The 13,717-nt window shown below is 56.7% G+C and carries 9 protein-coding genes; 3 read left to right on the top strand and 6 right to left on the bottom strand.

Annotation, left to right across the window (positions count from 1 at the left end; genetic code table 11):
• Positions 1-5 precede the first annotated feature (5 nt).
• Positions 6-2,207 (bottom strand): alpha-glucan family phosphorylase, encoded by a 2,202-nt coding sequence (gene glgP / locus M4951_RS04755; RefSeq protein ID WP_262025333.1) that lies wholly within the window; start codon positions 2,205-2,207, stop codon positions 6-8.
• A gap of 374 nt (positions 2,208-2,581) precedes the next feature.
• Between glgP and M4951_RS04750 the strand changes: the two genes are divergently transcribed.
• From M4951_RS04750 to M4951_RS04740, 3 genes are all read left to right on the top strand, one after another.
• Entirely contained in the window at positions 2,582-3,637 is a 1,056-nt protein-coding gene (locus tag M4951_RS04750; RefSeq protein WP_262025332.1) for an acyl-CoA dehydrogenase family protein, read from the top strand.
• Between the two features lie 22 nt (positions 3,638-3,659).
• Complete coding sequence (gene cysC, locus M4951_RS04745; protein ID WP_262025331.1) at positions 3,660-4,322, top strand: adenylyl-sulfate kinase; 663 nt, start codon at positions 3,660-3,662, stop codon at positions 4,320-4,322.
• A gap of 109 nt (positions 4,323-4,431) precedes the next feature.
• Complete coding sequence (locus M4951_RS04740; protein WP_262025330.1) at positions 4,432-4,758, top strand: BON domain-containing protein; 327 nt, start codon at positions 4,432-4,434, stop codon at positions 4,756-4,758.
• Positions 4,759-4,845: 87 nt separating this feature from the next.
• On the opposite strand, the gene M4951_RS04735 is transcribed toward M4951_RS04740, so the two are convergent.
• The 5 genes from M4951_RS04735 to M4951_RS04715 all read right to left on the bottom strand — a co-directional run bounded on the left by M4951_RS04735 (position 4,846) and on the right by M4951_RS04715 (position 13,592).
• Entirely contained in the window at positions 4,846-5,289 is a 444-nt protein-coding gene (locus M4951_RS04735) for a DoxX family protein (protein ID WP_262025329.1), read from the bottom strand.
• A gap of 59 nt (positions 5,290-5,348) precedes the next feature.
• Positions 5,349-6,047, bottom strand: a complete 699-nt coding sequence (locus M4951_RS04730; protein WP_262025328.1) for a pirin family protein — start codon at positions 6,045-6,047, stop codon at positions 5,349-5,351.
• A gap of 69 nt (positions 6,048-6,116) precedes the next feature.
• A complete protein-coding gene (locus M4951_RS04725) occupies positions 6,117-6,614 on the bottom strand; it encodes a MarR family winged helix-turn-helix transcriptional regulator (RefSeq protein ID WP_262025327.1) in 498 nt (165 codons plus the stop codon).
• A gap of 333 nt (positions 6,615-6,947) precedes the next feature.
• Positions 6,948-8,153, bottom strand: coding sequence for an FHA domain-containing protein (locus M4951_RS04720; RefSeq protein WP_262025326.1), 1,206 nt, complete (start codon positions 8,151-8,153; stop codon positions 6,948-6,950).
• A 177-nt stretch (positions 8,154-8,330) separates the two neighbouring features.
• Positions 8,331-13,592 (bottom strand): protein kinase domain-containing protein, encoded by a 5,262-nt coding sequence (locus tag M4951_RS04715; RefSeq protein ID WP_262025325.1) that lies wholly within the window; start codon positions 13,590-13,592, stop codon positions 8,331-8,333.
• Positions 13,593-13,717 lie beyond the last annotated feature (125 nt).

Genomic DNA, 13,717 nt, shown 5'->3' with positions numbered 1-13,717 from the left:
ATTGCTTAGAACTGGCTCATATCGCAGCTCAAGCCGCCGGCGGCCGGGACATAGGCGTGACGCGTATAGTCCATCACCATGCGGTGAGCGCTAAATCGCCAAGCCAACGTGCCGATCGAGTTCATCATCCGTTTGATCCACTCCCGCGGCAATCCATCGACGTCGCGGTCATAGAAGAGCGGCACCACCTCGTTTTCCAGCACGCGATACAGCTGTTCGCCATCGCGTTCGTCCTGGCGTTCGACCGAACTGTGCGTTCTTCCGTTGCCGATCGCAAAGCCGTTGTTGCCGTCGTGCGCTTCGGCCCACCAACCGTCGAGAATCGAGCAGTTCAAACCGCCGTTCAACACGACCTTTTGACCGCTCGTTCCGGAGGCTTCCAGCGGACGTCGCGGGTTGTTCAACCAGACATCGACCCCTTGGATCAAATGGCGTCCGACGTTGATGTCGTAATCTTCGACAAACACGATCCGATGTCGGAAGCGTTCGTCATTCCGCAAATTGAAGATCTCGCGGATCTTCGCTTTGCCGGGCTCATCTTTCGGGTGCGCCTTGCCGGAGAAGATGAACTGGACCGGACGGTTCGCCGAGTTGACGATTTCGTCCAAACGATCGGGGTCATCCAACAACAGGTCGGCTCGTTTGTAGGTCGCAAAACGCCGCGCGAATCCGATCGTCAGAATGTTCGGATCGAGCAGCGTGCGAGCTCGTTCGACTGCTTCGTCGCTTTCACCCCGGCGGCGACATTGTCGCGAAACGCGGCGGCGAACAAATTGCAGCAGCAGGTTTTTTAGCGTTGCGTGGGTTTCCCACAATTCGCCAGGATCGACGCTATGAATGTTTTGCCAGAAATCGGCCTCTCCCATGCGACTGTACCAACCGCTCGGGAAGTGGCGATCATAAAGCTGCAACATCTGCCAGGCGACCCAGCTCGGCACATGCACGCCGTTGGTGATATGGCCGATCGGAATCTCTTCTTCCACGCGCCACGGCCACAGATGGGCCCACATGCGTCGCGAAACGTGCCCATGCAACTGGCTGACCGCATTGGCGCGGCGTGACAGTTTGAGCCCGACGACGGTCATGCAGAAGGTCTCGTTTTCGTTCTGCGGCTCAACGCGCCCTAACCCCATCAGCTGATCGTGCGAGATCCCCATGGCGTCGCGGAGCGGGCCCAGATGCTCTTCGATCAGACCCGCGTCAAATCGGTCGTGCCCTGCCGGAACCGGCGTATGCGTCGTGAAGATGGTCTGCCGAGCGACGTCACGCATCGCGTCTTCGTACGACAAGCCATCTTCCTGAATCCGCTCACGCATTCCTTCCAACGAAGCGAAGGCGCTGTGCCCTTCGTTCAGGTGGTAAACGCCGGGAGTAATGCCGAGCGCCTTGAGCGCTCGCATGCCGCCGACGCCCAACACCAACTCTTGGCGAATACGCGTTCGTTCGTCGCCACCGTACAAACGGCTGGTCAACTCACGATCTTCCGGCTTGTTGCCGTCTACATCGCAATCGAGCAAGAAGAGCTTTACGCGGCCGACGTTCATCTTCCAAAGCTTGGCTTTGAGCGTGCCGCTACGCGTATCGATCGAGATCGTAATCGGAGTTCCATCGGGAGAGATCGCCGGCTTCATCGGCAGATTCTCAACCTTGGTATCCATGTACTCTTCGTGCTGATAGCCGTCGACGTCCAAGTGCTGCTTGAAATAGCCTTGGTCATAAAACAGGCCGATCGCGACCAGCGGAACGCCCAGTCCGCTAGCACTTTTCACATGGTCGCCCGAGAGGACGCCCAGACCGCCCGAATAAATCGGCAGCGATTCGTGAATGCCAAATTCGGCTGAAAAGTAAGCGACGGGACGCGATCCCAAAACGCCGGCATGGGTCGCCGACCAAGTATCTTTCGTCGAGAGATATTCTTTCAGCCGGCGATAAGCATGGTTAATGCGGCTGTAAAGGACCATTTCGGCGGCACGAAGCTCGAGCCGCTCTGGCGTAAACTCTTTCAGCAGCGCGATCGGGTTGTGATCCAGCTGGCGCCAGCGGATCGGATCGAGGTCGCGAAAGAGGTTGAAAACGTCGGGCTGCCAAGTCCACCACAGATTGTTGGCCAGTTCGATGCACTTGTCATAAAGCTTCTCGGCCGATAATTCTGCGACAACGCCTTTTAAGGCGTCTGACTCGGTTTGCGTCAATTCTGCTTGACTCATAATCCATCCTTCAGCAGGCAATGCCTGAAACGCTTTGGAACTGGAGACTTAAGGCAAATGTACCTGTTCATTATCGGGGATGCGACCCCAATCACTCCTACGAATCGGAACCTAGAACCGAATGCTTGAAGCTAACTTCATGCAGTCGCTTTCTCCATTTAGACATATCGCAGTAAGTTGGCGATAGCAACTAGCTAATTTGGAATTGCTCACCACCGCTGGCAGGTTGTTTTTTCGCCGAGCATCAAACTGGCTATTGCCGGGCTTCGCTGGCTAGGACGCAAGGAAATGCGTACGATGACAGCTGATAGCAAATCGAATGCCCATCTCCCCCCATTTTATTTTCTTCCTTGAAATCGCTCGAAAGAAATTTCGTGATCTCTCAGCCGAACGATCCGCAACTCGACCTCCTTTGCGAGCAACTCCATCAGCTGTCAGCCGAGGAAAATTGGCCGGCGAAGTCGCTAAAAGCCTGTGGCGACGCCGGAGTTTTTCGCTGGTTTCTCTCTGCCGAACAGGGCGGAATGGGATGGAGCGACGTCGATGTTGTGCGGGGATATTTAAAGCTAAGCGCGGCATGTTTGACCACCACCTTTGTCATCACGCAGCGGACCGGCGCCTGCCGACGAATTGCGGGCTCTACGAACCATTTGGCCCAGCAACGTCTGCTTCCTGACTTGGCCAGCGGCGCTGCTTTCGCCACGGTTGGGATCTCGCATCTCACGACGAGCCGGCGGCATCTCAGCAAACCGGTGTTGAGCGCAACCAGCGATGGCGACTCGTTTTTACTTGACGGTTACAGTCCTTGGGTCACCGGCGGCGTTCATGCCGATACGCTGGTCGTTGGCGCTACCTTAGAGGATGGACGCGAGCTCTTGGCCGCCGTCGCCGGCAATGCGCCCGGCGTATCGGCAGAAAGTCCAGCGAGCCTTGTCGGTTTGACCGGCAGCGCAACGGGGATGGTCAAATTTTCTCAGGTTCGCGTCACCCCCGCAGATTTGCTGGCCGGACCGGTCGAGAACGTCATGAAGGTAGGCGTCGGCGCGAAGACAGGGGGTTTAGAAACATCAACCTTGGCCATCGGATTGGCGACGGCCGCGGCGGCGTATATCCGCAACGAGGCGATCAAGCGGCCTGACCTTTCTGCCCCTGCAGAGTCATTTGCTCAGGAATTGAGCGATCTTCAGACCGACTTGCTATCTGCAGCAGCAGGAGAGCCGCTCTGCAGCACTGAGCAACTACGTAGCCGCGCCAACAGTATCGCCCTGCGAACGACGCAAGCCGCCTTGTCGGCCGCCAAGGGAGCAGGCTACGTTACAGGCCATGCGGTCGGCCGTTGGTGCCGCGAAGCGTTGTTCTTTTTGGTTTGGAGTTGCCCCCAACCTGTCCAGCAAGCCAACTTGTGCGAATTGGCCGGCATCGCCGAATAAGCAGAAGCGGAAGAATTGAGAGATGGAAAAAGTCGAAGTCACCTGGCACGACCATGCGGTTACCCGTGCTGATCGCGAACGTCTTAACGGCCATCGTGGATGCGTCGTCTGGTTCACCGGGCTCAGCGGATGCGGCAAGAGCACGATCGCCAATCTGGTGGATCGTCAACTGCATGAACAGGGCGAACATACGTTTCTCCTGGATGGAGACAATGTGCGACATGGGCTTAATCCATCCACTGCGATGCTGGCCACGTCGCATGACGCCGATTTCGCAGAGCGGTTTGGGCTGGGCTTTGGGCCCGCCGATCGCGAAGAGAACATTCGCCGCATCGGAGCGGTCGCCGATCTCTTTTGCCAGGCAGGACTAATCACATTGGCTGCATTCGTAAGTCCTTATCGCAAAGATCGCGATCTGGTCCGACAGCGCCTGGAATCAAGCGGCGCCGTGGGCGATTTCATCGAAGTTTTTGTCGATACGCCGCTGGCCGTATGCGAGAGTCGCGATCCGAAAGGTTTGTACAAGAAGGCGCGTGCCGGTGAGTTAAAAGGCATGACAGGCATCGATGATCCCTACGAACCTCCGCTCCATGCCGAGATCACCTTGGCCGGCGGATCGGCCCCTGCTGAAGAGCTTGCCGCTCTGGTGATCGCCAAATTAAACGAACGTGGAATCGTTGGTTGATGTAATGCTAGCGAGAAGAGTTGGCGATAACGTTAACATTTCTAAAAAAGTGGTTGACGGTGACGGCGACGAAAACATACAACAACTATTCCGGCGTTAAGCTCCACGGATGACCTCGCAAAACGAAATTTGCCTCGCTCGCGTTCGCCGGAAACTCCCCACCCGCTTGTCAGCGCCACTTGCCAAGACTCGTCGCAAGGAAGATCCAAGGATGATTAGTTCGAATGTAAAAGACGTGCGCTCGCGTATCCGCACCGCACTTGGTGCAAGCCCGCTCTTTCCGCTTCGCCAATTGCAGGTTGAATTTTTCGACAATCGCATTGTGTTAGCCGGGCGCGTAGAAAACTTCTATCAAAAGCAGATGGCGCAAGAAGTCGCCCGCTCGATCTCTCCCGAATTTGAATTGATCAATTCGGTTGAGGTCGGCCGCTCTTAAGAGATTCCTATGCTTCTGGCTGCGGCGCATAAAAATAGAGCGCCGACCGGCGCTCCGCTCACTCTCTTCTTCTAGCCGCAACGCGATTTAGAATTCTGCTTTCTCTTCGGCCGCTTCGCTTGTGCCCCCAGATCCGTCGAGACTGCCAGCTCCAGAGCCGTTGGCGATGAGAAAGACCATCGCTCCCGCCATCGACAAGTTCTTCATGAATTGAATCATCTGCATTTGCGCCTCCTCTCCTTCCAGATTCCAAAAGTCATGGAAGTAGTAAGTTGCCAGCACCAAAAAGACCAACAGCAGTCCCGCACCAAACCGCGCATAATAGCCGGCCGCAACTGTGGCGCCGCCGACGATCAGAAACAAGATGGCGCCTGCCAACATGACGTGGGGAGCCGGAACTCCGACAGAGGCCATGTAGCCGGCGACGCCTTCGAAGTTCGGAACTTTGTTGCCGACGGCGCTCAGCACAAAAATAGTGGCCAACATCACGCGGCCGGCGATCGAAACGATGGGGATCATGGGATTGCTCATGGAAATTCTTCCTGAATTGGCTTCCGTTGGCGTCACGGAAAATTAGTCAACAAAGTGGGTTAGTTCATCTCAAACAACATGATTTCCGCATCAGCTGTCGCGGAAATCTGGACCGTCGGTTCAAAACTGATTGCGGCGCCATCGCTCGTACCCAACGGCTTGCCGTTCAATTCCACCGCACCGCGCAACACCTGCAGCCAGGCATGCCGCTCGGCCGGCAACGGATGTTCTACCGCAGCGCCGGCAGCAAGTTCGGCCAGGAAAATGCGTGTATCTTGGTGGATTCGCAACGAACCTTCCGCAGCGTCCGGCGAAGCGACCAGTTGCAGGCGATTCTGGCGATCTTCGACCGGAAAACTCTTCTGTTCGTAGCTCGGCTCCATCCCCTTCTCTGCCGGATAGAGCCAAATTTGATAGAGATGCGCCGGCTCTTTTGAGGAAGGATTGAACTCGCTATGCAAGATCCCTTTGCCGGCCGACATCCGTTGAAACTCGCCGGGGCGAAGCGTTTCGCCGTTCCCCATCGAGTCTTGATGTTCCAGCGCGCCTTCCAACACGTAAGTAACGATTTCCATATCGCGATGCGGGTGCTTCCCAAAACCTTGACCAGGGGCGACCCAGTCTTCGTTCATCACACGCAACGTACGAAAGCCCATGTTGTACGGGTCTTGGTATCCGCCAAACGAAAAAGTGTGGTAGGTGTTGAGCCAACCATGATCAAAGTGGCCGCGGTCGTTCGCTTTGCGAATTCGGATCATCGCCCTCTCCCTTTAAATTCACAACACTATTTTACATATCAACTATATGATGAAAAAAAGGAGCGGTGGTTACACGTCGGCTTCTTTTTCTTTTCCGGCTGTCAGGCTCATGCGGGCCTTCTCCAATAGTCGGCTCAGCTCTTTCAATTCCGCCTTCGAGAGATGCCCCATCAATTGGATATGGGTCTCGCTGACAGGTTGATCCATCTCACTCAGCAGTGTTAACCCCTTTTCGGTGATCTCGACATAGACGACCCGACGATCGTCGTTGCACCGCCGGCGCTCGACCAGTTCCTGCTTCTCTAAACGGTCAATCAGTCCAGTGATCGCGGGAACGACCTGGATCATCCGCTCCGCGATTTCTAAACTGGGCAACGGTTTCCCCTCGCCGCGCAAGATTCGCAGCACGTTGTACTGCGACGAAGTCAGTCCGTACTTGCGAAACAAGCGTCCGAACCGGTTGTGAAGTTGGTCGCTCGTCCGCAAGAGATTGAGCGTCGCTTCTTGCTCTGCCGAAGCAAACGGCTCCTTCTTCTTGATTTCTTCTTGCAAACGACTCGTAGACATCACAAAACTCCTTTTGGTCCACTTAGTTTACGTGTCATCTAATGCATCGTCAATAGATTAATATCGACTTTTTCGCATCCGAGAGAGTTTTGCGACGGCTGCCGGCAAAACCGATTTTCCAACACCCAACGGAGAGCGGGGAATAGAATCGGCAAAAGGATTGTCGTGGTACGAGCGCCGAGAATCGATGGCGCAGAGATGTCTGCCACAAGAGCCTGACTTCTCTGCGGATAGCCAGGGAGATTTATTGCATCACCATTGGAAGCCATGCTCACCCCACGCAGAAGCGTCAAAAGAAGCATGGCTTTGCAAGATGACAAGACGGAACGAACGCTAGGGGCTCTGCTGGGCAGACGCCGGCGGGCACGGCATGCCCAGCGTGCGCCAAGTTCGGATTTCAGCGTCGTTCTTAAAGATCGCCCAGCCGGCGCCGCGATCAACTTCGAGCATGATCGCAGAAACTTCCTGGAACAGCTCTTGGGCGTCCTGAGACGACTTCGTATAGAGCGATTCCAGCAGCTCGCTGGGGAAGGTGAGCTTGTCCGCGACACGCAGCGCATGAGCGACAAACGCAAACTTGCTCGCGCGACTCGCCAGACAGATAACGGCGTCTCGTCCCCAAATCGAACGCATTGTCGCTTCAAATTGGGCGACGCTACGGTCATCCAACACAACCTGATTGTCGGAAATCGGCACCGCCCCGTGCGATGTCGCTTCGCGATAAAAGGTGCTGCGATCATCGCCAGGCAAGCGAGTCAGATTGACGATCGCATACAGCTTGCGACCTTGACCAATGTAGCGAGCGACGGCGATCGGATCGACCACAACGCGTTGAGTGAAGTAGTTCAAACCAGAAGGAGCGACGCCTGACTCATAGTCAAGCGGTCCCGGCGCGGCGGAACCGGAAGCGGCCGGATGTGCGCCATGGACGACTGGCTGTTCGACCCGCGGAGGCGGCGGATCAATATGGGGCTGACTACCGTAGCCAGCCTTCTGTCGCAATTTTTGGAAGTCGCCGCTCGACAGACGCGAGTAATGATCACCCACTTCGTGCGGCTGGTCCGCCGATTCGACATTTTCCGGTTTGGCGGAGAGGGATGGGAGAAACTCGGTCAAATCCGAGTCATAGCGCGGAGCAGCTGCCGGCTTGGGAACTTGATTGGTCTCGTCGCCCATCGACAGAGCGGTCTGCTCGTCGAACCAACGCGATCCCAAACCAGAACGTGAACCGGTCGATTCGCCGGGAATCGCGGCCTGCAAATGGGTTTTTCCGACGGTGACGACATCGCCATCGTTCAGCGCGACCGGTTGCGTCAAACGCTCGCCGTTCAAGTAGGTGCCGTTGCGGCTTTTCAGATCGGTCAGCATCAGTTGGTTGTCGACCAACTCGACCGCGAAATGGAGCCCCGAAACGTGCGGGTCCCCCGGAATGTGAAACTCAGCCGCATGCGTTCGACCTACTTTGATCGTTTGCCCATCACCAATCCAGATTCGTTGGCCGGCGCTCGGTCCGGCATAAATATTAAGCGCGCATCGCACGGTCTTATTCTCTCGGTTCGCTAGTCTGGGAAGGCGAAACGCAAAGGCCAAAATCCATTCGGCCTTCTTCTCGTTTATCCATTATTCCCATTTTCTACTAATCCGTCGTGGTAAAAAGCAGGAAATCCATCACAACTTTGTCGTCATTAACCCACAGTTTACCGATGCAGATGACGTTTATTCATCTTCCGTCATCGGCTGCGGGGCATTCTGTTCTACTTGCCAATCAACGGCAAACCAGATCGTGGCTCGCCCATCATCGCCAGCTGTCATCAAGTCGGTCCTTTGCGGCGAAAACTTGATCGCCCTAATCCCCTTCTGATGTCCTCGCAGAGGCATGATCTCTCGCATAAGCGAAGGCTTATCTTTGTCGGGACGATCCACGTACCAGACAATGACCATACTATCCGAACTGCCGGTCACCAGGCGACGACCATCCGCAGAAAACGCGACGCTGTTCACCTCGGCCGAGTGCCCTTCGTGCGTGAGCGGCTCTCCTATTTTTTCCGCCGCGAGGTCGACTTCTAGCCAGACGCGCACTTTTCGGTCGCTGCTGACCGCCGCCAAACGCTTCCCGTCGGCGTCAATCGCAACCCCCAAGTAACTTCCGCTGTGCTTGCCAAATGGCTTACCGACTTGCTGCGCGGTCTCGCCTGAGACGATGCGCAGTTGACCGTCGACGCAACCAGCAATCCAGCGATCTTCCCACTGATTCGCCCAGGTCATATCGAGCGCCGCCGAGTCTAGTTTCCCCTCGGCAGTCGGCTTGCCGGTCTTCCAATCGAAGATTGTCAAGCTTGCGTCGCGGCAGGCGATCGCCAGTTTGTCATCGCCCAGTGCAGCCGAAGTGACATCCTTGCACGAGGTCGTCCATTGGCCAATCTTCTTGCCGTCGACAACGTTCCAGCGTCGGATCATGCCGTCGCTATGCACGGCGATGACTTCCGTATCATCACGAGAAAATCCAACGTAGATGACCGGACGAGCCGAATTCAACCGCTGAATGCGGCCTGCCATCGTATTCCAGATTTCGACATCGCGGTTGGTGAAGTAAATCGCCAATTCATCGTCGCTGGTCGGCGAACCGGTCACGCCGCCGATCTTGCGTCCGCTGCTGGCCGCCGCTTGTGCGACTCCCGGGATCGACAGCGGCTCTCCTTTTAAGTCCCACAGCGCGACGTCGCGCTCACTGGCCAATAACAAATTGCCATCAGCCGTAAATGCAGCGGAGCGGACTTCGTAGGGAACGGAGGTCTCGGCGATCGTTTCAGAACTGGGACGCCAAATCTTTACGACGTGTTCGTTTTCTTCTCCACGGCGCAGCAGTGCGGCGATCATCGTACGATCAGGAGACAAACAGAAGAATTGATACGACTCATTCTCTTTGGCGCGGAACTCGGCCAGTTCTCTTCCTGACCCGGTTTCCAGAACGGTCACTCCTCCCGCGGCGCCCCGTGCGCCCCCGATGGCGACGACGTTCTCATCCAAAAACCCGATTTGCTTCACGCCGTTCATCGCACGCTTCCAAATCAGCGGTTCGCTGACAGGCTGAGTCGAATAGACCGAAGCCATCACCAATTTTGCAATGGCCAGCTTTTTTCCGCTCGGTGAAAAATCGAGTCCCCATGCCTTCGCCGGTTGCGTGATGGTCGTTTCGTTTCCAGAGAAGTCGCGAATTCTTAGTTGCGACTTCTCGCCATCTTGCAGCGCGAAACGCTCGCCGTCTGGCGCTGCCGCGATCGCTACCGAATTGCCTCCCACCGGGAATGCGCTGACCTGTTCCGTCGTATCAAGTCGCCACACCGCAGCGCTGACGCCGCCGATTTGGGTCACCAGATGATTCGGACCGACAAATTGGGCGCCAAACTCGGTCGCGCGACTTTCGGCCAGCCAGTCGCCTTCACGCAATTCTAAAATATCGCCTCCGTTCAACAGGCCCGGCTGAAAAATCCGAACGACGCCGCCGCTATCGCCGGTCGCGGCCAAACGTCCGTCGCTGGAATAAGCGGCCGTTAAAACGGCATGATCATGCTGAATCGTCAGCTGGTCGCGGTAGGCTTCGTAGTCCCAAAAGCGAAGATGTTGATCGACGCTTCCCGAAACCAGCGTCTTGCCATCCTTGCTCCAGCGTGCCGAGCTGACGACATCCAAGTGTCCCCGCAACGTTTTGCCGCGCACCGGTTGCGTAGCGCTGCCGGTGATGTTCCAAACGCAGATCGAGCCATCTTCCATCGCAGCCGCCAACAAACCGGTTTGCGAATTGTAGTCGAGCGAATTCACGCGCGAGTTCAGCCGATCGAATTCCAACACTTCGGGATCGCCCACAGACCAGGTCGACATCGCTCCGTCGCTGGTCGCTACGGCGGCGATGCCGGGCGCGATCCAACATGCAGCGATCGGGATCTCGCTTAACGCTACTTCCGCCGAGGTATCGGTCGTCTCCAGGTCAAACGTTTCGATATGACCGCGCCGGACATTCCCGCCGGCCAACAACAGCGTCGAGCCATCCGATGACAGGCTCACCGCATTCAAACCGTCCGTGAAATAGCGCAACGGTTTGGCGGTCGCTTCCGGTGAAGCGATTGAGAACAGATAGCCATTCGCGGCGATATAGGCGACGCCGCTTTCCGGCTGAAACGTAATTCGCTCCACGTGATAACGCGGATGGTCTTTCTCTGGGACGTATGGATTTCGCACGAGGATCGTATGTTTTTCATCGTTCGCCGGATACCAGGCGACCAGATGTTGCTGCGGATCATCGCAACCGATCAACAAAAAATCTCCCGTCGGCGCGAAGGCGATCGACGTAATCGGCGCTCCCTGCAGATCCAATGATTTTTGGGCGATCGCTCCTTCCGCTTGTGAATAGAGCGAAACGATTCCGTCGGTCCCGCCCACCGCCGATAGGTCTCCTTGCGGGGACAATGCGACCGCCGTGATCGGCCGGAGCGCGTCGATCTGCGGCACGTCGGCATGACAACGTTCGTACAAGTGGCCCCACTCCCAATTGCGAAAGCGCTCGGGAATCTGCTCCAGCAGTTCAATCGCTCGCCCGATATCGTTCGCCTCGATTTTGGCCTGGGCCAAACCAACACGAGAAAAGACCGCGGCGAATTCGGCTTCGGCCCGAGCTTTGTCGGCAAGCGCCTTCTCATTCACAGCCGTTTCCCGCGCTACGTCCGCAGCCGCCTTTTCTTTCTCCGCGGTCAACTTCGCCTTGTCTGCAGCCGCTTTTTCCTTCTCCGCAGTCAACTTTGCCGCGGTGGCGATCGCTTTCTCATTCTCGGCCACTTTCTTCGCCGCATCTGCGGCGTTTTTCTCTTTGACCGCCTGTGCTGCATTTTCCACCGCCAGCTGACGTTGCACTTCGGCATTATCTCGTTCTTTGGCGATCGCCGCATTCTTGCCGTACACGACCACGCCAAAAGCGACGGCGCCAACCATCAGCAGCAACATGGCCGCAATCGCCGACAATTGGGCGAAACGTTTGCGCGACTGGGCGAGTCGACGATCGGTTTGACCCCGAATCAACGCATCGTACAGCGACTGGGTCTCGGGATCGGTCTCGTCCAACTGTTGCAAGCCGAGGTCGAAGTCCGCTTTGGCCAGCGCGCATTCGGCGTAGGCCCGCCGTGCGTCGCGAAAACCATTGATCGCCGCTTCGTTTTTCGGCCACAGATCAATCGCATCCTGGAAGCCGAAAAGGGACCGGGAGAATTGGTCGTAGTTTTGCGTCGACCGCGCTTCCTCCAAATCTTCGCGTGCACGAGCCGCCATCCCCAAACTTTGCGAATGGAATTGATACTCGCTAATCGCGGACTGAAATTGGGCGACCGAGACGTGCCGCTGGCTGATATCGCTCGACATCGCGTGCAGTGCGATCTTGAGCAGCGTGCTGCTGGAATCGACCGGGGTGATTTTATTTTCGGCCGCGGCGACCAGGCATTCAGTCACCGTCTTGGCCGCATGCGGCGGCGCGCCGGTGACGATCTCATACAGGATCGCGCCCAGCAGATAGATGTCGCTGCCGATTCCAATCGTTTCGATAGGACCGCGCACCATCTCCGGCGCCATGTATGCAGGCGTACCTCCCATGCTGAAATGGTCGCCGCGGTTGAGATCGACCGCCAAGCCCCAATCCATCACCAAGACTTCGCCATACTCGCCGAGCATGACGTTTTCTGGCTTCAGATCGCGATGAATCACGCCGCGCGAATGAGCGAACGCCACCGCGTCGCAAACGCGGTCCAAATACTCGAGATTCTCGAGTTCCGTTTTGTTGCGAATCGCCTCGTGCCAAGGAGTGCCGCTCACCAGCTTCATCGAGTAGAAGAGCGTGCCGTCGCTGGTCTGTCCCAATTCGTGAATCGGAACAATATTCGGATGATCCAGAAAACCGGTCAGCACCGCTTCGCTTAAGAACTTGGCGCGATCGTCTTTCCGTTTTCCCCCTTTGTTTTTCAGCGTTTTGATCGCGACACGCCGACGCACCGACTTTTGATCGGCCGCGTAGACGGTCCCCATCCCTCCTTCGCCGAGGATATTGATCAACTCATAGTCCGACGATTCGCCCTGCTTCGCATCTTTCGCGAGAATCCGCTCGCGAATTTCCACGCCCAGTTCGCGTCCCCTGGCGATGGTCGCCGTCTTGAGCGAAGTCAGCGGAGAATCACCTGGATTCTCGGCCCCTTCCCAATATCGGCGGACGCCGTCGGCCGAAAGCGGCTTCGACCCCATCGCGAGATCGAACTCCGAATCGACAGCGCCCACACTGTCGACAGTTTGCCCGATCCCAGAGGCCGGCGGCAAGTCGATCGTTCGCCCCACTCCGTCGCTAGGCAAATCCAACGTCTGTCCGAAAATTGGACTCCCGCCATCGTCGGGAAGATCGAGCGTATTTTGTGCCGAAAATAAATTATCAGGCAGATCGACCGTATGCCCGAGTGACGAATCTGGCGCAGGAAGATCGATCGTGCGATTCACATCGCTCGCTGCTTCGTCTCCTTCAACTTCGCTCGACAACGAAAATCCAAACTCCTCATCACTGGGCGGTTGCGCTGGCGCCGACTCAGCCCCCGCGGAAGCAGGCGGATCAAGAACACTGCGCGGCGGAATCGGCGCCTCATCAGCGTCAGGCAGGTCGATCGTCTGCATCACTTCGTGCGACTGAGCCGCAATCGGAGTATCGATTTCGATCGTTCCTTGGCGCCCATCCGGCGTCGTCTTGTCGCTCGACAAATCGACAGATGGAGTTGATTTGTCCGCATCGTCTTCGACCAGGTCAAATTCGTACGTCTGTCCAAGGTCTCCACTATCCGGCAGATCGATCGTTCTGCCGATCACCGGTTCAGCATCCCATGCGGCCCCACATCCAGGACAGCGTCCTTCCGATTGCTGCGTATCGGTCAGCTGGGCGGTACATTGCGGGCACACAAACATGAACAAGCTTTCCGGCGATCAAGTAAGAAGCGGTTGGAGCTGGATTGGGGGCATGAAAAAGGAACGGCGAAATCGTGCTCAAGAGCTCGATCGATTGCGCAGCCAATACCATTCGATCATAAATC

The sequence above is a fragment of the Blastopirellula sp. J2-11 genome, assembly GCF_024584705.1.
In the GTDB taxonomy this organism is placed as follows: domain Bacteria; phylum Planctomycetota; class Planctomycetia; order Pirellulales; family Pirellulaceae; genus Blastopirellula.
The sequence above is the reverse complement of the archived record's forward strand: the minus strand, read 5'-3'. Positions and strand labels throughout refer to the sequence as shown.